Annotated in this window: 15 protein-coding genes; 8 read left to right on the forward strand and 7 right to left on the reverse strand. The window is 75.2% G+C overall.

All coding sequences use genetic code 11. The features are described 5' to 3' along the window. The gene (locus tag K7640_RS04935) at positions 1-1,191 is read right to left on the reverse strand and encodes a hypothetical protein (RefSeq protein WP_222953479.1); all 1,191 of its coding nucleotides are present in this window, start codon (positions 1,189-1,191) and stop codon (positions 1-3) included. 313 nt (positions 1,192-1,504) lie between these two features. Between K7640_RS04935 and K7640_RS04940 the strand changes: the two genes are divergently transcribed. Then, the gene (locus tag K7640_RS04940) at positions 1,505-3,286 is read left to right on the forward strand and encodes a hypothetical protein (RefSeq protein ID WP_255608247.1); all 1,782 of its coding nucleotides are present in this window, start codon (positions 1,505-1,507) and stop codon (positions 3,284-3,286) included. 178 nt (positions 3,287-3,464) lie between these two features. On the opposite strand, the gene K7640_RS04945 is transcribed toward K7640_RS04940, so the two are convergent. Further along, positions 3,465-5,396: a DUF6541 family protein gene (locus K7640_RS04945; RefSeq protein ID WP_374198058.1), complete on the reverse strand. Its 1,932-nt coding sequence runs from the start codon at positions 5,394-5,396 to the stop codon at positions 3,465-3,467. 134 nt (positions 5,397-5,530) lie between these two features. Between K7640_RS04945 and K7640_RS04950 the strand changes: the two genes are divergently transcribed. From K7640_RS04950 to K7640_RS04975, 6 genes are all read left to right on the forward strand, one after another. Then, positions 5,531-6,811, forward strand: a complete 1,281-nt coding sequence (locus K7640_RS04950) for a PQQ-binding-like beta-propeller repeat protein (protein WP_222953481.1) — start codon at positions 5,531-5,533, stop codon at positions 6,809-6,811. Positions 6,812-6,815: 4 nt separating this feature from the next. Further along, a complete protein-coding gene (locus K7640_RS04955) occupies positions 6,816-8,102 on the forward strand; it encodes a PQQ-binding-like beta-propeller repeat protein (protein WP_222953482.1) in 1,287 nt (428 codons plus the stop codon). A 68-nt stretch (positions 8,103-8,170) separates the two neighbouring features. Beyond that, complete coding sequence (locus K7640_RS04960; RefSeq protein WP_222953483.1) at positions 8,171-8,836, forward strand: response regulator transcription factor; 666 nt, start codon at positions 8,171-8,173, stop codon at positions 8,834-8,836. Between the two features lie 111 nt (positions 8,837-8,947). Beyond that, the gene (locus K7640_RS04965) at positions 8,948-10,141 is read left to right on the forward strand and encodes a cell wall metabolism sensor histidine kinase WalK (RefSeq protein WP_222953484.1); all 1,194 of its coding nucleotides are present in this window, start codon (positions 8,948-8,950) and stop codon (positions 10,139-10,141) included. Positions 10,142-10,162: 21 nt separating this feature from the next. After that, positions 10,163-11,065, forward strand: coding sequence for an AEC family transporter (locus K7640_RS30725; RefSeq protein ID WP_222953485.1), 903 nt, complete (start codon positions 10,163-10,165; stop codon positions 11,063-11,065). 80 nt (positions 11,066-11,145) lie between these two features. Beyond that, positions 11,146-11,532: a VOC family protein gene (locus K7640_RS04975; RefSeq protein WP_222953486.1), complete on the forward strand. Its 387-nt coding sequence runs from the start codon at positions 11,146-11,148 to the stop codon at positions 11,530-11,532. A gap of 54 nt (positions 11,533-11,586) precedes the next feature. Here K7640_RS04975 and K7640_RS04980 read toward each other — a convergent pair whose 3' ends face one another. The 5 genes from K7640_RS04980 to K7640_RS05000 all read right to left on the reverse strand — a co-directional run bounded on the left by K7640_RS04980 (position 11,587) and on the right by K7640_RS05000 (position 18,580). Further along, entirely contained in the window at positions 11,587-12,444 is an 858-nt protein-coding gene (locus K7640_RS04980) for a hypothetical protein (RefSeq protein WP_222953487.1), read from the reverse strand. A 91-nt stretch (positions 12,445-12,535) separates the two neighbouring features. Continuing rightward, positions 12,536-13,582, reverse strand: a complete 1,047-nt coding sequence (locus K7640_RS04985; RefSeq protein ID WP_222953488.1) for a hypothetical protein — start codon at positions 13,580-13,582, stop codon at positions 12,536-12,538. A 177-nt stretch (positions 13,583-13,759) separates the two neighbouring features. Beyond that, positions 13,760-15,823: a 3-hydroxyacyl-CoA dehydrogenase NAD-binding domain-containing protein gene (locus tag K7640_RS04990; RefSeq protein ID WP_222953489.1), complete on the reverse strand. Its 2,064-nt coding sequence runs from the start codon at positions 15,821-15,823 to the stop codon at positions 13,760-13,762. Next, positions 15,820-17,016: a thiolase family protein gene (locus tag K7640_RS04995; RefSeq protein ID WP_222953490.1), complete on the reverse strand. Its 1,197-nt coding sequence runs from the start codon at positions 17,014-17,016 to the stop codon at positions 15,820-15,822. The genes K7640_RS04990 and K7640_RS04995 overlap by 4 nt, the downstream gene beginning before the upstream one ends. Before the next feature lie 259 nt (positions 17,017-17,275). Further along, complete coding sequence (locus tag K7640_RS05000) at positions 17,276-18,580, reverse strand: ribonuclease D (RefSeq protein ID WP_222953491.1); 1,305 nt, start codon at positions 18,578-18,580, stop codon at positions 17,276-17,278. A gap of 885 nt (positions 18,581-19,465) precedes the next feature. Between K7640_RS05000 and K7640_RS05005 the strand changes: the two genes are divergently transcribed. After that, a complete protein-coding gene (locus K7640_RS05005; RefSeq protein WP_374198053.1) occupies positions 19,466-20,437 on the forward strand; it encodes a S1C family serine protease in 972 nt (323 codons plus the stop codon). Positions 20,438-20,507: the final 70 nt, after the last annotated feature.

Here is a 20,507-nt window from a genome sequence, read left to right on the forward strand (position 1 = left end):
TCAGCGACCGCCGACCGACCGCTGGTACGTCTTGTCCGGGCTGGTCAGGCTGAACGTCTGCTTGTTGGCCGCCTGGGGCACCACGACCAGCCCGGGCCGGTCCACCAGCCGCGGGGTGCCCGGCGGCACGGCGAGCGGGGCGTCCGGGCCGGCCCGCCAGGTCAGCACCACCAGCGGGTGCTCCGGCACCGGCAGCACGTACGCCTGGAGCGGGTTGGACCGGTCGGCCCGGGAGAACACCGGCGGGCCGCCGCCGGCCGGGCGGTAGAGCACGGCGGTCATCTCACCGTGATCGGACTTCCAGGTCAGCTGGCTGAGCTGGCCCGGCTTGCGCCCGTCCGGGGCGACCGGGCCGAGTGGCCGGACGGTCAGCGCCTCCATCGGCCAGGACTCGGGCACGGACTTCGGCGCGTACCGGTCGCCGATCCGGCGCGGGATGCTGCCGAACGGTCCGTCCTCACCGGCCAGCAGGCAGGTGTCCAGCCCGGCGAGGGCGCGCTGGCCGGCGCCGGTCTCGTCGCGCACCAGCGGATAGCGCGGGTCGGTGGTGGCCGTGCCGAGGTCGAGCAGCCGGTCGGCGGCCCGGCCACGGGGCAGCGACTCGGTCGGCCGCAGCGTGGCGGTCACCGTGACCGCCCGGCAGGCCGGCACCCGGACGGGGGCGGACAGGCCGTCGGTGACGGCCAGGTCCCGGCCGTCCGGCCCGCGCAGCCGTTCGACCCGGCCGGAGGTGAGATAGCGCCGCCCCTCGGCGGACTGCACCGGCAGCACGTCGGAGTAGACGAGGTAGCCGGGGTCGGTGTACTCGCTGGCCCGGTGCACGGCGTACCGGTCGCCGTCGCGGGTGAGTTGCAGCAGCCAGGAGGCGCCGTCGCCGGGCACGTCGGCGGCGACCAGGGCCACCGGCCCGCCGTCGACCTCACCGGACCAGAGGATGCCGGAGGAGGGCAGGTGCGCCCGGTCGTCCTCAGGGGACCGCCAGGCCCGGACCGCCTCGGTGACGGCCGCGGTGGCGGCCGGGTCGCCGGCGAGCGTGCCGCGCGGGGGCCACACCTTCAGCTTGCCGTCCAGGCTGTCGTATCCCACCGGCAGGCTGTCGGCCTTCAGGTCCGCGACCGGGCCGCAGCCGGCGACGGCGAGCAGCAGGGCGAGCAGGGTGGCCGTCGTGCCGTGCCGGCGGGATCGAGCCACCTGTACGCCCCCATCAGGTCGCGGTCGGTTGTCGACGGCCCATGGTACGAGAGATCCGTTTCGGCCGGCCCGTCGAAGGGTAAGGCTGTCGTTCGTAACACAAGTGACACCCCGCGGCATTCGCGAATTATTTCCGTCCCGGTAGACTTCCCAAACTGTGACGTCTGCCGACCTTCGTGGCAAAACTCCGCGGGCCGTCGACGCCCGACACGCCGAGTCCCACGCCACCCACGCCACCCTGGTCGACGCGCCCGCACCGCTGGGCGACCTGGCCCCACCGGCGGAGACCCGCCCCGAGCCGGCCGCCGCGCCGCTGGCCCCGCCGCCGCGCCCCCGCCGCTGGCGACCGCAGCGCCGGGACCTGGCGGTGTACGCCGCCTTCCTGCTCACCGCGCTCTGGGTGACCAGCCGGATCTGGGCCGACCCGGCCGGCCGGGTGGCGTCGCTCTACAGTAGCGACCCGGCCCAGGTGCAGTTCTTCCTCGCGCACTCGGTGCGGGTGGTGCTGCACGGCGAGTTCCCGTTCTACACCGACCAGTTCAACTATCCGGACGGCGTGAACCTGATGGCCAACACGGCCATCCTGGCGCTCGGCATCCCGATGGTGCCGATCACCCTCCTCTTCGGACCAGCCGTGTCGTTCGTGACCCTGGTCACGCTCGGCCTCGCCGGCACCGCCACCGCCTGGTACCACGTGCTCTCCCGGCACGTGCTGCGGACCCGGGCCGCCGCCGTGGTGGCCGGCTGGTTCTGCGGCTTCTCACCGGCGATGCTCTCGCACGCGAGCTGGCACCCGAACATCATCTCCCAGTTCCTGCTGCCCTTCGTGGTCTGGCGGGTGCTGGTGCTCACCCGCTCCCGCCGGCCGCTGCGCGACGGCGCGCTGCTGGCCCTGCTGGTCACCGCGCAGGCCTTCATCAACGAGGAGATCCTGCTCTTCGCCGCCCTGGGCTGCGGGGTGTTCCTGCTCGCCGTGGTCGTCCAGCGCCCCGCCCTCTGGGCCCGGGCCTGGCGCCCGCTCGGCCTCGGCCTGGCGGTCTGTACCGTGCTGGCCGGCGCGCTGCTGGCGTACCCGCTCTACGTCCAGTTCGCCGGCCCGATGGCGTACCACGGGCTGAGCGACGCGGTGCGGGACTACGGCAACGACATCGCCGCCTTCGTCACCCCCGGGTCGGCCACCCTCGGCGGCAACGCCCGGGCCAACGCCAACCTGGCCCCGAACTACTCCGAGGAGAACGCCTTCTTCGGCTGGAGCCTGAGCCTGATCGTGGTGGGCATCGTGGTCTGGCTGCGGCGGGAGCCGCTGGTCCGGGCGCTCGCGGCGACCGGGCTGTTCTTCGCCGTGCTCTCCCTCGGCGAGCGGATCTCCTGGTGGCACCGGGACCTGGTCGCCGGCCCGTGGGAGCTGCTGGTCCGGCTGCCGCTGCTGGACGCCGTGGTGCCCACCCGGTTCGGCTTGATCACCGGTGTGGTGGTGGCGGTGCTGCTGGCGCTCGCCGTGGACCGCGCCGCCGCGCTGCGGGTGCCGGACCGGCGCACCAGGCGTACGCTCACCGGCGCGGTGCTGGCCCTGGCGCTGCTGCCGATCGCGCCGATGCCGTTGCCGGTCGTCCCCCGGCCGGCGGTCCCCGAGTTCATCACCGCCGACCGCTGGCGGGAGTACGTCGGGCCGGACCAGACCCTGGTGCCGGTGCCGGTGCCGAGCATGGGCAACACGCACGGGATGCGCTGGGCGGCCGCCGCCAACCTCGACTTCAAGATCCCCGGCGGCTACTTCCTCGCCCCGCGCAACGCCAACACCGGCGACCCGGGCAAGTTCGGCGGCCGGCCGAGCGGCCTCGGCGACCTCCTCCAGCAGGCGTCCCGGACCGGCCGGGCGGTACGCCTCGACGACCGGGAGCGCCGCCGCTCGCTGGACGAGCTGCGACACTGGCGGGCCGCGATCATGGTGCTGCCGGTGGGCCAGCCGAACGCCGAACCACTGCGGCGCACCGTCGAGCAGGTGGCCGGGCCGGGTCAGCGTGAGCTGGACGTCTGGGTGTGGGACGTCCGGGCCCTGACCGACATGCCCGACCCCGACGCACCCCGCCCCTGAGGCGCCCGCCCACCGCGACCACGGCGTCCCGGCCGGCCCCGGCCCTGACCGGCGGGCCCGGCTTTGACCGGCCGCCCCGGCTTTGACCGGCGGGGCCGGCTCTGACCGGCGGGCCCGGCTCTGACCGGCCGCATGTGCCCTGACCGGCCGGCCTACCGTCCGGCGGGGCGGGTGGCCGTCACGGCACCAGCGGGCGGACGTCCCAGAGCCAGACGTCGTCCACCCGGCGGCCCGGGCCGAGCAGCCCGGTGAGCAGGTCCCGCAGCGCCGCCTCGTGGCGGTGGGTGCCGAGCACCACCACGGAGGCGCGCCAGTAGCGCAGGTCCGCCACCGCCTGGCTGCGGTCGGCGTCGGTCAGTTCCGGCACCCGGCCGGTGCGCGCGGTCTCGTAGGTCAGCGTGCTGGTCGGCCGGTTCGGCGCGCCGAAGACGCCCGCGCCGTCGCGGTTCGGGCCGATGAAGTAGCCCCCCGGCACCGGGAACTCGTGCCCGGTCAGGGCGCTCCAGCGCAGCGTCTCCAGCCCGTACCCGTTGTTCGGCACCGGCACCGGCACCAGGGTGCGGCCGGCCGGCACGTACTCCCGCCAGCCGCCGGAGGTGATGAAACGCGGCGGCGGGTCGACGTGCTGCGCCGGCAGCGGCCGGGGCACCAGCGGCAGCACGGCCAGCGCGATGGCCGCGTACCCGACCGGGCGGACCCAGCGCGGCCGGGACCGGGCGGCCGGCGCGGCCCCGGCGGCCGGCGTCGCGGCGGCGGGCCCGTCGTCGGCGGCGGCCCGCGGCCTCGGCACGACAGCCGGTGCGCCGTCGGCGGCCCCGACCGGGGCCGGCACGGCCGCGCGGGCCGGGGTCAGCGCGTCCCAGGCCAGGGCGAGCAGCACGCCCAGCGCGCCGGCCACCACCAGCGCCAGTCGGGTCGGCATCATCATCTCGACCAGCGGCAGATCGTCCGGGATGTACGCCCACGGGCCGTCGACGCCGGTCTGCACCCCGTCGAAGCGCACCTTCGGGCCGATCGAGGCGACGCCGAAGACGACCACGAGCAGCGCCACCAGCCGGGCCGCGGGTCGGCGGCGCCACAGCAGCACCAGGGCGGCCAGCGAGAGCAGCACCAGCGGCCAGCCGAACCAGGTGTTCTGCTCGGTCACGCCGATGGTCTTCTCCACCGCCTCGTCGCCGGCCAGGGTGTCCCGGGCGAAGGTGACGAAGGCCATCAGGTCCTCGCCCCAGCTGTGGAAGACCCCGCCCTGCAGGCCCCGGTAGGACTGCGGGCCGTTGAACTGGAACCAGATCGGATAGGCGGTCAGCAGCACGGCCAGCCCGCCACCGAGGCCGAGGGCGGCCAGGAACCCGCCGGCCCGGTCCCGGGCGGCCCGCGGCCGCGCCACCGTGTACGCGGCCACCAGCACCAGGCAGGCCAGCGCGGTGAGCAGCAGCATCTCCTCGTTGACGAAGACCTGGTACGCCACTAGCAGCCCCAGCACCACCCCGTCGCGCCGCCACCGCCGGTCGGGGCGGCCGAGCAGCAGCACCCGGGTCACGATCAGCGGCAGCAGGAAGTTCGAGGCGAAGTTCGGCTGCCCGTTGGCGTGGTGCACCACCCCCGGGGCGAAGCCGAGGAACGCGCCGCCGACGAACGCCGCCGCCCGGGAACGCACCAGGTGCCGGGAGAGCATCCAGTACGCCGTGCCGGCGGTGGCGGCCAGCGCGCCGCCCAGGTAGACCGTGTAGGTCACCTGCGGGCCGAGCAGCAGGGTCAGCGGCGCCAGCGGCAGGGTCACCCCGAGCAGCGAGGTGTTGGCCATCATGTTCACCCCGTCGGGGGCGTTCTGCCGGGTGCTGAACAGCGGGTTCTCCAGGTGGCGCACCGAGTACGCGCCGTGCGAGAAGAGCCACTCGAACCAGGTGTGGTCGGTCGGCAGGTGGGACGAGACCCGGTGCTCGACGTCGACCCAGTATCGGAGGCAGACGAAAACGCCGAGGAGCACATAGGCTCCGATGGCCAACACGTCGGCGCGGGTCGGCCGCCGCTGCCGCCACCCGGTCGCCGGGGGCGGGGCGGAGCCGTCCGCGACGGTCGGGGTCGGAGAGTTCAGCGAGGGGTCCACCACCGGCACAGCCACGACGCGCCATCGTACAGGCGGGATGCGTCGGATTTGTCGGCCCGGGAGGCGCCCGGTCGATTCGCCCGGCTCCGGGGCGGGCGGCCGGTGCGGCCGGCCCCGGTCGAGGCGGGAAGGATGCCGTGACGGTCATCGAACTGGGTGAGCTGCGGGACGCTCCCGACGGCCCGCCCCGTCCCGTCCCCCGGGCAGCCGGGCGCCCGGCGCGGCTGCTGCTCGTGCTGGCCGTTGCCGTGGCCACCCTGGGCGGCGCGGCCCCGGTCCGGGCCCGGTTTCCCAGTGTGGTACCGGCGCCCTCCGGCGCGACCCCCTTCCAGGTCGGCGACCGGCTCTACCTCACCGCGCCGGTTCCCGACGCCAGCGACAGTCACGAACTGATCGCGTATCCGCTCGCCGGCGTGGGCGACGGCGACCGGCGGCCCGCCGTGCTGTGGCGGGCCCCGCTGCCCGGGCCGGGCGAGATCGTCTGGCTGACCGAGCTGGCCGGCACGGTGCTGGTGACCGGGCCGGCCAGCGGTGACGACACGTTCCTGACCGTGGCGTTCGACCGGGCCACCGGGGAGCGGCGGTGGCAGCAGCCCGGCGCCGCGGTCACCGGGCGCGGGAAGCTGTACGTGCACGTGGGCACCAGCACCGGCGCGGCCGGCGCCTTCCGCCGGCTCGACCCGGCGACCGGGCGGCCGCTGTGGTCGCTGCCCGTCTCGTCCGACTCGCTGCGCTTCGCCTTCGACGTGGAGCGGGCCGGCCGCGTCGTGCTGGTGGCCGGCGACGGTCCGACGCAGGTGTGGGACGCCGACTCCGGCCGCCGGCTGCGCGCCGCCGAGCTGACCCCCGGCCGGCCGGCGCGGCACCAGCGCGCCCAGGTGGCCGGCGACCTGCTGCTCGTCGTGCGGGGGGAGACGGTCACCGGGTACGGGCTGGACGAGCTGGACCGGCGCTGGCAGGTCCAGCCCGGCCAGGCGGCCTTCGTGACCCGGTGCGCCGCGCTGATCTGCGTGGAGGGCCCGACCGGCGGTCTGCGCGCGCTCGACCCGGCCACCGGCCGTACCGTGTGGAGCGACCCCCGGTGGACGCTGCTCGCCGATCGGGACGGCCGGCTGGTGGTGACCGCGGCGGGGCCGGCCACCTCCTGGCCGGTGCGGCTGCTCGACCCGGCCACCGGGCGCGGCGTCGCGGACCTCGGCGACTGGCAACTGGCCAGCCCCGGCCGCCGCGACGCGCCGCTGATCGGCACGCGCTGGGTGCAGGGGCGCCGGCTGGCCGTGGCCCGGCTGGACCTGGCCGTCGGGCGGGCGTGGATCTGGGACGTGCTACCCGACGTCCAGGGCCGCTGCCAGGCCGGTACGGTGCTGCTCTGCCCGCGCGAGGACGGTAGCTTCGCGCTGTGGCGGCTGGACCGGTGACGCGGTGTCGGTGATCGAGCTGGGTGAGCTGCGGCACGGCGACGAGCCCGACCCGGAGCCGCGTCGTCCCGCCCCGCCGACCCGCAGCGGGCGGGCGGTGCTGCTGGCGATCCTGGCGCTGCTCACCCTCGCCGCGTCGGCCCCGCCAGCGGCCGGACAGCGGCACGTGACGATCACCGGCCCGGGCGAGAGCGGCTACCGGATCGCCGACGGGCGGCTCTTCGTCAGCGACGGTCCGAGCCGCTGGGACGGCACCTCGGAGGTGGTCGCGTACCGGCTGCCCGACGGGGCCCGGCTGTGGCGGCTGCCGCTGCCGCGCGGGGAACAGCCCGTCAACCTGACCGACCACGCCTCGACGCTGCTGGTCCTGACCCGTTCCCCGGGCACAGGCGAGCTCACCGCCGTCGGGGTCGACCCGGCGACCGGGCGGGTGCGCTGGCGCCAGGCCGGCTATCCGCTGCCGGCGCGCGACGGCGTCCTGCTCTTCGAGGACTATCCCTCGGCCGGCGGTGCCGGCCTGGCCCGCGCGATCGACGCCGGCTCCGGAGCGCTGCGCTGGTCGCGGCCGATCCCCGTTGAGGGGCTGGGCTACGAGTTCGGCGCCGACGGGGTCGACCGGCTCGCGCTGATCGGCCCCGGCGGGCGGGTGCAGGTGCTGGATGCCGGTAGCGGCGCGGTGCTGCGGACCGGCCGGGTGCCGGTGGCGACCCTGGTGGACGGGCAGCGCTCGGACGTCGTCGTGGCGGCCGGCCTGCTGCTGATCAACGACCCCGCCGGCACGCTCACCGCGTACGGGCTGGACCGGCTCGACCGGCGGTGGAGCCTCCCCCCGGAGCTGAACCGGGACCGACTGTTGGAGCCGTGCGGGGACGGGCTCTGCCTGCGCACCGACCAGCCCGGCCTGCGGATGATCGACCCGGCGACCGGGCGGGAACGGTGGCGGGCCGACCAGTGGCGGATGGTGTGGCCGGTCGGCGACCGGTTGCTGGTCGCCGCCGACGGGGAGCAACGGGAGGCCGACTTCGTCGTGCTCGACCAGCGCACCGGCCGGCGGCTCGCCGCGCTCGGCCGGTGGCGGCTCTCCGCCAGCGACCCCACCCGCTACCCGCTGATCGGGCTGCGCCGGTTGGACGGCGGCGCGGAGCTGATGGCCCGGCTGGACGTGGCCACCGGCAGCGCCGAGCTGCTCGACACGCCGGCCGGCGAGTGGGACGGCTGCGCGAACGACCGGCGGGCACTGGTCTGCCAGCAGCCGGACGGCACACTGGGGATCTGGCGGCTCGACCGCTGAGCGGTGGTGCGGTGCCACTAGGTTGTCGGGCAGGTCAGCCGGGGTGGCCGGCGGTGGGGAGGGGCGGGATGCGGGTACTGGTGGTGGAGGACGAGCGCAACCTCGCCGACGCGATCGCGCGCGGGCTGCGCAAGCGCGGCATGGCGGTGGACGTCGCGTACGACGGCGACAGCGGGCACGAGGCCGCCTTCGTCACCCGGTACGACGTGGTGGTCCTCGACCGTGACCTGCCCGGCATGCACGGCGACCGGATCTGCGCCGAGCTGGTCTCCTCCGGCACCCTCACCCGGGTGCTGATGCTCACCGCCAGCGGCACCGTCGCGGACCGGGTGGAGGGGCTGCAACTCGGCGCGGACGACTACCTGCCCAAGCCGTTCGCCTTCGACGAGCTGGTCGCCCGGGTGCAGGCGCTGGGCCGCCGGGCCACCCCGGCCGCCCCGCCGGTGCTGGCGGTCGCCGACCTGTCGCTGGACCCGGCCCGCCGGGTCGCCACCCGGGGCGGCGTCCCGGTCGACCTGACCAACAAGGAGTTCGGCGTGCTCTGCGAGCTGCTCAAGGCGCGCGGCGCGGTGGTCTCCAGCGAGGAGCTGCTGGAGCGGGTCTGGGACGCCAACACCGACCCGTTCACCACCATCGTCCGGGTGACGGTGATGACGCTGCGCAAGAAGCTGGGCGACCCGCCGCTGATCGAGACGGTGGTCGGCGCGGGCTACCGGGTGGGGGAGGGATCATGAGCGTGAGGAGTGAGCCGGTGTTGCGAGCCCCGCAGTCGCGACCAGAGGGATCATGAGCGTGAGGAGTGAGCCGGTGTTGCGAGCCCCGCAGTCGCGACCAGAGGGATCAGCATGAGGGTGCCGCGGCCGACGCTGCGGCTGCGGCTCACCCTGCTCAACGGGGTGCTGCTGGTGGGCGCCGGGGCGATCCTGCTGCTGCTGGCCTGGCTGTTGGTCCGCGACGCGCTGCACCCCACCGACGAGCTGCTGCCGGGCACCACCGTGACGCTCGCCGACGGGCGCACCCTGGACGCCGCGCAGTGGCAGCGGCGGCTGGTCGACACCACGTCGTGGGAGCTGCTGGCCGAGGGGCTGGGCGCGCTGCTGGCGGTGAGCCTGGTCGGCGTCGCCGGGGCGTACGCGGTCGCCGGCCGGGCGCTGCGGCCGCTGCACCAGGTCACCGCCACCGCGCAGCGGCTCGGCGAGGCCACGCTGGACCAGCGGATCCGCTGGTCCGGCGCGGACGACGAGGTGGCCGAGCTGGCCAAGACCTTCGACGCGATGCTGGACCGGCTGGCCGACTCGTTCGAGGCGCAGAAGCGGTTCGTCGCCAACGCCTCGCACGAGCTGCGCACCCCGCTGGCGGTGATGCGGACCGAGATCGACGTGACGCTCAGCGACGACGAGGCGGATCTCGCCGAGTACCGGCGGATGGCGACCGTCGTCCGGGACGCCTCGGAACGGGCCAACGGCCTGGTCGACGCGCTGCTGCTGCTGGCCCGCAGCGAGGCGCAAGCCGGTCGGGCGCTCGGCCGGCGTACCGAGTGCGACCTGGCCACCGGGGTGGCGAACGCGCTGTCCGCGGTGCGCCGCGAGGTGGAGCGGATCGGCCTGCGGGTGCGGACCTCGCTGGAACCGGCACCGGTGCTCGGCGACCCGGGCCTGCTGGACCGGCTGGCCGGCAACCTGGTGGAGAACGCGGTCCGCTACAACCACCTCCAGGGCCGGATGTGGGTGCGTACCGGCTCGGACGGCCGGCGCTCCTGGCTGGTGGTCGGCAACACCGGCTTCGAGGTGCAGCAGGCCGACGTGCCCGGGCTGTTCGAGCCGTTCCGGCGGGGCGGGCAGGAACGCACCGGCGCGCGCGGCTCCGGGCTGGGGCTGTCCATCGTCCGGGCCGTCTGCACCGCGCACGGCGGGCGGGTGACCGCGGTGGCCCAGCCGGGCGGCGGCCTGGAGGTCACCGTCACGCTGCCCGCGCCGGGCGCGGCCCCGGTCGAGACCCCGACGGTACGCGCCGGCACGGCCGACGGATCGGCGCGCTGACCCGGCCCGTACGCTGCCCGGGTGCTCGCCGCCTTCGTGCCGATCTGGGTGCTCACCGGCCTGGGCTGGCTCGCCGGGCGGTACCGGCTGCTCGGCGGCGACGCGGAGCGGGTGCTGGCCGGCTTCGTCTTCCGGCTGGCGATGCCCGCCGCGCTGTTCACCACGCTGTCCCGCGGCCGGCTGGTGTTCCACCCCGGCGCGCTGGGCGCCTTCGCGGCCGGCACCGCGCTCACCATGGCCCTCGGCTTCGTCCTCTGCGCGGTGCTGCTGCGCCGCGGGCTCGGCGCGGCCACCATCGGGGCGATGGCCGCCGGCTACGTCAACTCGGCCAACCTCGGCATCCCGGTGGCGCTGCACGTGCTGGGCAACGCCACCTTCCTCACCGAGGTGCTGCTCTTCCAGGTGCTGGTGGTGACGCCGATCATCCTGGTGGCGCTGGACCGGGCGGCCGGCCGCCCGCTGCGCCCGGCGACCCTGGCCGGCATGCCGCTGCGCAACCCGGTGATCGCCGGGCTGGCGCTCGGCGCGCTCTGCTCCGCGCTGCACTGGCGCCCGCCCGAGCTGGTGGCCGCGCCGCTGGCGTTGCTCGGCGCGGCGGCGGTGCCCACCGCGCTTGTCGCGCTCGGCCTGTCGCTGACCTCCGGCGGCCCCCGGCAGCCGGGCGAGCGGGCCGAGGTGGCCGCCCTGTCCGGGCTGAAGCTGCTGGTCCAGCCGGTGCTGGCCGGCCTGGCCGGGTGGGCCGTCGGCCTCGGCCGGGCCGACCTGCTCGCGCTGGTGGTCTGTGCCGCGCTGCCCACCGCGCAGAACACCTGGACCTACGCCGCTGAGTACGGCCAGGGCGAGTCGGTGGCCCGCCGGACGGTGCTGGTGAGCACCGCGCTGTCGATGGCCACCCTGGCGTGCGCCGGCTGGCTGCTGAGCTGAGCGGGGCAGGCGACAACTCGGTTGCGCGGGCTGCCGGGGCGTGGCAGTTTCGCCCGGTCAAAGCAACGGGAGGAACGACCGTGACCGCACGGATCTACAACGTCAGCGTCGACTGCCGGGACACGTACGCCCTGGCCGGCTTCTGGTCCGAGGTCTGGGGCTGCCCCCGGCACCCGGACGACTTCCCCGGCGACCCGGAGGCCCGGCTGGATCCGCCGGGCGGGCCGGTGGTGCTCTTCCTCGCCGTGCCGGAGGGCAAGGCGGTGAAGAACCGGCTGCACTTCGACCTGGAGCCGACCGACCGGACCCGGGCCGAGGAGGTCGAGCGGCTGCTCGGCATCGGTGCCACCCTGGTCGCCGACCACACCCGCCCGGACGGCACCGGCTGGGTGGTGCTCGCCGACCCCGAGGGCAACGAGTTCTGCGTGCTGCGCAGCGCGCCCGAACGGGCCGCCACCTCCGGCTGAGACGCGGCGGGCCCCGGCCGCCGGTGGCGGTGGCCGGGGCCCGGCGTCGCGGTCCTACCTCTGCTCGATCTGGCCGCGGATGCCGGCCAGCTCGGCCTGCGCCTCGGCACCGGTCTTGAAGTACATGATGATCATGCCGAGGCTGCCCTTGTCGCTCCACAGGCAGACGCCGAGCGGCACCTTCTGCGTCTCGGCGTCGCCGCACTTGGCCGACCCGCCGAGCGGGCCCGGGTCGACGTTCTTCATCTCACCGAGCTCGACGGCGCTGCTCCGCGCGCCCGTGATGCTGTCGTCGAGGGTCTTGTCCGGGTCGGTGTTCAGCCCGGACGCCGCGGCGACCATGACCAGGTTCCGCTCCTCCAGGCTGCCGTAGAACGCGCCGACGGCGCTTGTCGAGTCCGGCAGCGACTCCTTCAGCCCGCTCTCGAGCTGCCCGGCGCCCTGCTCGAACTGCGGGTCGGTGGCCCGGGCCCGCCCGCCCAGGGTGTCCGGCGCGACCACCCGGACCTTGGTGGTGTCCACGGCCTCCTTGACGTCGTCCTTCACCACGTACCAGATGAGCGCGCCGCCGCCGAGGCAGAGCAGCAGCACCGCGGCGAGGACGATCAGCAGGATCCGCCCGACCCGGGACTTCTTCGGCGGCGGTCCGGCCGGCGGCCCGTACGCCGGGTCGCCGGGCGGGAAGCCGCCCGGCTGCGGCGGACCGGGGTAGCCGCCGGACGCCGGGTAGCCGGGCTGCGCCGGGTAGCCGGGCTGCGGGGGCGGGTAGCCGCCGGCGGTCTCGCCGTACCCGCCGGGGTGGCCGCCCTGCGCGGGCGGGTAGCCGCCGGGCTGCTGCGGCGGCGGGTACGAGCCGTAGGGTGCGCCGGAACCCGGCTGCGGGGGGTACGGATTGGCCGGCGGCTGGGACATCGGGTCAGCTCCAGGTTTTTCGACGAGAAAGACGTGATGGTAGCGGGCTCGGACCAGGCCCGAGGGGTCCACTGTCGACCGCGGCGGTCGCTCAGGACTGCTTCTCGATCTGCCCCCGGACCTTGACGAACTGCGCCTTCGCCTTGGCCGCCGAGGAGAAGAAGAAGAGCAGCACACCGACGCTGCCGGTGTCCGCCCAGACGCAGACGCCGATCGGGACGTCGGAGCCCTCACCGTCGCCGCAACTGGCGCGTCCGCCCAGCGGGCCGGGCGGCACGGGCGTCATCTTCTCGACCGACAGCTCGGTGCGGAAGCCCTCGACCGCGTCGTCCAGCTCCTTCTCGGGGTCGAGGATCAGGCCGGAGGCCGCCGCCACCATCACCAGGTTTCGCTTTTCCGGGCTGCCGTAGAAGGCGCTGACCGCGCCCGTCTCGTTCTGCACGGTGGATTTCATGTCGCCGAGCATCTCGGCGGCCAGCGCCCGCAGCTCCGGGTCGGTGCTCTTGGCCCGGCCGGAGAGCGTCTTGGGGGTGACCAGCCGGACCCGGGGGAACTTCTCGGTCGCCTCGGGCTCCTCGTCGTCGGTGGCGGACGGGCTGGGGGCGGCGGTCTCCGGCGCGGCCGTGCCGGTCGGGGTCGGGCGGGCCGACGGGGTGTCCTGCTCGTCACCGGAGAGGGCCACGTAGGCGAGACCGCCGCCGCCCAGGCAGAGCACGAGCAGGCCGACCAGGGAGAGGGAGAGGACCAGCGGCAGCGAGGACTTCTTCGCCGGCGGCGCGGGCGGGAAGCCGCCGGGCGCCATCCCGTACGGCGTGGTCGGCTGCGCCCCGGCCGGTGGCGGACCCCAGCCGCCCTGCGGCGCACCCCAGCTGCCAGCCGGCGGCGCGCCCTGCGGCGGACCCCAGGCCGGTGCGCCCGGCCCCTGCTGCGGGTGGCCCGACGTCGGCGCGACCGGGTACGCCGTGGTCGGCTGCTCGCCGGGGTGCGGCACGGCCGGGTAGGCGGCGGTCGGCTGCTCGCCGGCGCGGGGGCCCGGCACGGCGGGCCAGCCGCCGGGCGCGGTCGGGTCCGGGTACTGGCCCGGGGTGGTGGGGTGTTCCGGCTGCCGGGACCAGGGGTCGACCGGGGGTGAGGACATCAGATCAGCTCCAGGCGGGGAGGGAGGAACAGGTGATCGTACCCAGTGGTCGCTCACCTGTCGCCGCCGGTCCGGAGACGACGACCGCGGTGGCCGGACCGTCCGGTGTGGACGAGCCCGGCCACCGCGGTCGCGGGGGAGCGGGGGTGGCGCGGTCGGTGTGCCCGGCCGGATCCGTCAGCGCAGGCTGGCGACCCCGCGCGGGAGGAACCGGCGGCCGGTGACCCGCTCGGCGGTGCCGGTCCGGTCCAGGTACGGCGTGACGCCGCCCAGGTGGAACGGCCAGCCCGCGCCGAGGATCATGCACAGGTCGATGTCCTGCGCCTCGGCGACGACGCCCTCGTCGAGCATCAGCCGGATCTCCTGCGCCAGCGAGTCGAGCGCGTTCTGCCGGACCTGCTCCTCGGTGAGCGGCTGGTCGCCGACCACGAGCAGCTTGGCCACCTCGTCGTTGATCTGGTCGTCGACCACGATCGGCTGGCCGGAGTCGGCGATCCGCTTCAGGTTCTCGCTGACCCCGAACCGGTCGGGGAACGCCGCGTGCAGGGTGCCGCCCACGTGGTACGCCACGGCCGGGCCGACCAGCTGGAGCAGGGCGAGCGGCCGCATCGGCAGGCCCAGCGGGTCCAGCGCGGCGTTCGCCACGTCCAGCGGGGTGCCGGCGTCGACGGCGGCGAAGACGGCGCCGAGGAAGCGGGTCAGCAGCCGGTTCACCACGAACGCCGGGGCGTCCTTCACCAGCACCGACGACTTCTTCAGCTGCTTGCCGACGGCGAAGGCGGTGGCCAGGGTGGCGTCGTCGGTCCGCTCGCCCCGGACGATCTCCAGCAGCGGCAGCACGGCGACCGGGTTGAAGAAGTGGAAGCCGACCACCCGCTCCGGGTGGGCCAGGTCGGCGGCCATCTCGGTGATGGACAGCGAGGAGGTGTTGGTGGCGAGCACCGCCTCCGGCTTGACGATCTGCTCCAGCTCGGCCCAGACCTGCTTCTTGACGTTCAGGTCCTCGAAGACGGCCTCGATGACGAAGTCGGCGTCGGCGAATACCGCCTTGTCGACCGAGCCGCTGACCAGGCCGTACAGCTTGGCGGCGGTGCCCTTGTCCATCCGGCCCTTGCTGACGGCCTTCTCGATCTGGGCGTGCACGTAGCCGACGCCCTTGTCGACCCGCGACTGGTCCAGGTCGGTCAGCACGACCGGCACCTGGAGGCGGCGGGCGAAGAGCAGCGCGAGCTGGCTGGCCATCAGGCCGGCGCCGACGATGCCGACCTTGGTGACCGGTCGGGCCAGCCCCTTGTCCGGCGCGCCGGCCGGCCGCTTGGCCCGCCGCTGCACCAGGTCGAAGGCGTAGAGGCCGCTGCGCAGTTCCTCGGAGAAGACCAGGTCCGCGAGGGCCTCGTCCTCGGCGGCGGTGCCGGTGGCGAAGTCCGCGTCCTTCGCCGTCTCCAGCAGGTCCAGCGCCTTGTACGCGGCCGGGACCGCGCCGTGCAGCCGCGCATCGAGGGTCTGCCGGGCGAAGTAGAGCACGCCCGCCCACATGTCCTTGTCGACCTCGGGCCGGGTCACGGTGACCGCGCCCCGGACCACGCCGGCGGCCCACTCCAGGGACCGCTCCAGGAAGTCGGCCGGCTCCAGCAGCACGTCCGCGATGCCCATCTCGGCCGCCTGCTTCGGCTTGAGCATCTTGTTCTGCATCAGCGGGTTCTGGATGATCACCTGGGTGGCCGCCGGGATGCCGATCAGGTTCGGCAGCAGCTGGGTGCCGCCCCAGCCGGGGACCAGGCCGAGCGAGACCTCGGGCAGCGCGAGGGCCGCCGCGCCCGCCGACAGGGTCCGGTAGTGGCAGTGCAGGGCCAGCTCCAGGCCGCCGCCCATCGCCGCGCCGTTGACGAAGGCGAAGGTGGGGACCGTGCTGTCCTTGAGCCGGGCGAAGACCCGGTGGCCGAGCCGGCCGATCTCCACCGCCTGGTCGCGGTCCGCGAGGGCCGGCAGGCCGACGATGTCGGCACCCACGCAGAAGATGTACGGCTTGCCGGTGACCGCGATGAACGCCGGGTCCGCCGCCAGCGCGGCGGTGATCGCCTCGTCCAGGCTGGTCAGCCCGGCCGGGCCGAAGGTGTTCGGCTTGGTGTGGTCGAAGCCGTTGTCCAGGGTGATCAGGGCGGCGGGACGGTCCAGCCCCGGTACGTCCACCTGGCGCAGCAGCGCCTTCGTGACGACCTCGTTCGGTGCGGTGAGGCTCACTTGTTGCCCTCCGTCCAGTGCGGGTTCTCCCAGATGACCGTGCCGCCCATGCCGATGCCGATGCACATGGCGGTGACGCCGTAGCGGACCTCGGGGTGCTCGGCGAACTGCCGGGACAGCTGGGTCATCAGCCGTACGCCGGAGGAGGCCAGCGGGTGGCCGATGGCGATCGCCCCGCCCCACGCGTTGACCCGCGGGTCGTCGTCGGCGATGCCGAAGTGGTCGAGGAAGGCGAGCACCTGCACGGCGAACGCCTCGTTCAGCTCGAACAGGCCGATGTCGTCGATGGTCAGGCCGGCGATGCGCAGCGCCTTCTCCGTCGACGGGATCGGGCCGACGCCCATCACCTCGGGCTCGACGCCGACGAAGCCGTACGACACCAGCCGCATGCCGACCGGGAGGCCCAGCTCGCGGGCGGTCTCCTCGGCGACCAGCAGGGCCGCGGTGGCACCGTCGTTGAGGCCGGCCGCGTTGCCCGCGGTGACCTTGCCGTGCGGGCGGAACGGCGTCTTCAGGGTGGCCAGCTTCTCCAGCGAGGTCTCCCGGGGAGCCTCGTCGGTGGTGGCCAGGCCCCAGCCGGTCTCCGGGTCGCGGACGGCGACCGACACCAGGTCGCCCTGGAGCTTGCCGTCGGCGTACGCCTTGGCGGTCTTCTCCTGGGAGGCCAGCGCGAAGGCGTCCGTGCGCTCCTTGGTGATGTGCGGGACCCGGTCGTGCAGGTTCTCCGCGGTGGCGCCCATGACCAGGGCGGACGGGTCGACCAGCTTCTCCGCGACGATCCGCGGGTTGGGGTCGACGCCCTCGCCCATCGGGTGCCGGCCCATGTGCTCGACACCGCCGGCGATGGCCACGTCGTACGCGCCCATGGCGATGCCGCCGGCCACGGTGGTGACCGCGGTCATCGCGCCGGCGCACATCCGGTCGATGGCGAAGCCGGGCACGGTCTTGGGCAGGCCGGCCAGCAGGGCGGCGGTGCGGCCGATGGTCAGGCCCTGGTCGCCGATCTGGGTGGTGGCCGCGATGGCGACCTCCTCGACCCGCTCCGGCGGCAGCTGGGGGTTGCGCCGCATCAGCTCGCGGATGCAGCGGATCACCAGGTCGTCGGCGCGGGTGTTGGCGTACATGCCACCCGCCTTGCCGAACGGGGTACGGACGCCGTCGACGAAGACGACATCCCGAACTTCACGGGGCACTTGGAGCCTCCTCTTCGACCATGATTCGGCCGCGCCGCCGCGGGGCGCGCACGAACCGAACAAGGGTCGGCCGGCACTGGCGTGGGTCCCTCGGATGCTACTCGCCAGTAACCAACCCCGACACCACCCCCCATGTGGCCCACCCCACACCCCTGCCCGCCCTCACCCGGCCTCCGCTCCCGTTGATCATGAAGTTTGCGTCTTCGGCTCGGCGTGTCGCCGACGCAAACTTCATGATCAACAAGGTGCAGGGTGGGGGTCAGGGGGTGTGGAGGGCCTCGGTTAGGGCGGGGAGGAGGAGGGTTAGCTGCCACTCGCGGGCGCCGAAGCCGCGGAGGGTCTCGGCGACCGTGTCGTCGGTGATCTCGTCGGGGGGTTGCCAGGCCAGGCGGCGGATCGAGTCCGGCGCGATCAGGTTCTCCGCGGGGAGCTGGTGCGCGCCGGAGGTCCGGACCACCACCTCCCGGCAGCGGGCCAGCCGCGCCGCGGCCACCGGGTCCCGCTCGGCCCAGCGGTGCGGCGGCGGCGGGCCCTCCACCGTCGGGGTCACCGGCAACGCGTCGTCCGGCAGGTGCCGGGCGTCGTCGAGCGCGGCCAGCCAGGTCCGGGCCAGCCGGCGCACCGAGCGGCCGCCGAACCCGGGCAGGGTCAGCAGCGTCTTCTCGTCCTTCGGGTCCAGCTCCGCCGCGGCCACGATCGCCGAGTCCGGCAGCACCCGCCCCGGCGCGGCGTCCCGCCGCGCGGCGATCTGATCCCGGGCGTACCAGAGGGACCGGACCCGGGCCTGGGCCCGCGCGCCCCGGACCCGGTGGATGCCCGAGGTACGCCGCCAGGGCTCGGCGCGTACCCGGGGCGGGCGGGCGCCGTTGCGCACCAGGGCGGCAAACTCCTCCGCCGCCCATTCGGACTTGCCCTGCCGGGTCAGCTCCTCGTCCAGCGCGTCGCGCAGGTCGACAAGCATCTCCACGTCCAGCGCCGCGTACGTCAGCCAGGACTCCGGCAGCGGGCGGCTGGACCAGTCGGCGGCCGAGTGATGCTTCTCCAGCGTGTAGCCGAGCAGCTGCTCGGTGAGCGCGGCGAGGCCGACCCGCTCGAAGCCGGCCAGCCGGGCGGCCAGCTCGGTGTCGAAGAGCCGGCGCGGTCGCAGTCCCACCTCCGCCAGGCAGGCCAGGTCCTGGCTGGCCGCGTGCAACACCCACTCGGCGTCGGCGATCGCCGCGTCCAGGGCGGCGAGGTCGGGTAGGGGCAGCGGGTCGATCAGCGTGGTGCCGGCGCCGGCCCGGCGCAGCTGCACGAGGTATGCCCGCTGGCTGTAGCGGTAGCCCGAGGCACGCTCGGCGTCGAGGGCGACGGGGCCGGTGCCGGCGGCGAAGCGGGCCACGACCTCGTCGAGTTCGCCGGGTGTGGCCACCGGTTCGGGCGTGCCGTCGCGGGGGGCGGTCAGCGGGACGGGGCCACCGGTGGGCTCGTCGGTCCCGTCCTGGGGCTCGGTCTCGGCCGGGGAGGGGACGTCTTCGGCACGGTTCTCGGCGGCCCGACGGCGCAGGGGTGGTTCGTCGGTCACCTGACAACCCTAGTGCGCCGGCAGATCCGGTGTGCGCAGCCGGTCGGGGGCGTGTCGGCGGGATGGCCGGCAGGTGTCCGGGCGGAGCCCGCCACCACCCAGGTGACGAGATCGGACAACAGGGCAGACAAAGCCCGTCCACGCCGGTACGGTCCATCGGGCCGTGCCGCGTTGAGCCTGGCAGCGGCGTTGCGGCGGGGAGGGCGAGGGGCCATGGCGGCTGGTTACGGAGCGGGTGACGGGTTCTCCGGGCAGAGCGCGGACGGGACGGACGAGCCGCAGCGCGGCGACCGCCCGGGACCCCTGCCGCCGCGCCTCACCCGGCCGGCCGGCCACGCCGTCGGGCCCGGGTGGACCGGCACCCCGGCGGTTGGCGGCCTCCCGGCCCCGGCCGCGGTTGGTGGCTTCCCGGCCCCGACTGCGGTTGGTGGCTTCCCGGCCCCGGCTGCCGGCACCGTCCGGCCCCCGGGCGTCGAGGGCTTTCCCGCGCCGCCGGCGGACCACCCGAGAGAGGCGGCCGGCCAGTCCTCGGCGGGCGCGCCCTTCCCGCCCGGGGTCGGCGGCGCGCCGGCGTACGAGCGGCGGGACCAGCCACCCGTGCCGGCACCCCGGGCCACCTGGCCCGCCAGTTCCGGCGGTGGGCAATGGGACGGCGCGTCCGCCAGGTCCGGGGGTGGGCAGTGGGACGGTGCGCCCGCCGGCTCGGGAGGCGGGCAGTGGGACGGCGCGTCCGCCGGATCGGGCGGTGGGCGGTGGAACGGCGCGTCCGCCGGTTCCGCTGGTGGGCAGGGGGACGGTGCGCCCGCCCGGGCTGGCTGGTCCTCGGCCGGTGCCCCCGGTCAGCACGCCGAGGCCGCTACCGGCCCGGGCCGGGGCGGCGTGCCGGTGCCCGGACAGCCCACCGGGTTCGGGTACCCGGAGCAGTCGACCGTCGGGTCTGCCGGGCCGCCAGCCTCCGGGTTCGCGTACCCGGGGCGGCCGGTCTCCGGGTTCGGCGCGGTGGCCGCCCTGCCGGGGCAGCCGGGTGGCGCCGCCCTGCCGGGGCAGCCGGCGTACCCGGCCGGGTCCGCTGCCCCGGCCGCCCGGCGGCGGTGGCCGGTGGTGGCGCTGGCGCTGGCCGGGCTGCTGGCGGTGGTCGCCGGCGCGCAGGCGTACCAGATCCACCGGCTGGATGACCGGCTCACCGCCACGGACCGGCGGCTGGCCGATGCGCAGGGCGCGACCGGCAACCGGTTGGACGGCCTGGAGCAGCGGGCGGGCGCCCTGGAGAAGCAGGCCGGTGCCGCCTTCAACCCGGAGGCGGTGGCCAGTGCGGTGCTGCCCAGTGTGTTCCGGGTGCGCGCCGGTGACTTCACCGGCACGGCGTTCGCGGTCGGCAAGCCCCCGGCCGGGGGAGGCACCACCCTGCTGACGAACTTCCACGTGGTCGAGTCGGTCCACGCCGGCGGCGGCCGGAAGGTCTTCCTGGAGCGCTCCGACCAGCGGTTCGAGGCCACCATCGTGCGCGTCGACCGCACCAAGGACCTCGCCCAACTGCGGACCGCCGCCCGCTTCAAGCCACTCGTCGCGGCCGCCAAGCCGGTCCGGTCCGGGCAGCAGATCATCGTCGTCGGCGCCCCACTGGGCCTGCAGGACACGGTCACCACCGGTGTGGTGAGCGCCCTGCGCAAGGACGAGGGAGATGCCGGCCCGGTCATCCAGTTCGACGCCTCGATCAACCCGGGCAACTCGGGCGGACCGGTGATCAGCGGCACCAAGGAAGTGGTCGGCATCGCGACCGCCAAGGCCCGTAACGCCGAGGGGATCGGCCTCGCTGTGCCCATCAGGACTGCCTGCGACACCTTCTCCCTCTGCTGACCGGCGCCTGCCGCCGGCCAGCCCTCGAACCGCAACGCGCAGCGGCGTGCCCCGACCACGCCTACCCGCG

Origin of the sequence: Micromonospora sp. PLK6-60 (assembly GCF_019890675.1) — a bacterium.
Classification (GTDB): Bacteria; Actinomycetota; Actinomycetes; order Mycobacteriales; family Micromonosporaceae; genus Micromonospora.

Bases quoted from the DNA above. Each gene is read 5' to 3' on its own strand.
- K7640_RS04960 (WP_222953483.1), top strand. From the start codon at position 8,171: ATGCGGGTACTGGTGGTGGAGGACGAGCGCAACCTCGCCGACGCGATC.
- K7640_RS04965 (WP_222953484.1), top strand. From the start codon at position 8,948: ATGAGGGTGCCGCGGCCGACGCTGCGGCTGCGGCTCACCCTGCTCAAC.
- K7640_RS04980 (WP_222953487.1), bottom strand. From the start codon at position 12,444: ATGTCCCAGCCGCCGGCCAATCCGTACCCCCCGCAGCCGGGTTCCGGC.
- K7640_RS04985 (WP_222953488.1), bottom strand. From the start codon at position 13,582: ATGTCCTCACCCCCGGTCGACCCCTGGTCCCGGCAGCCGGAACACCCC.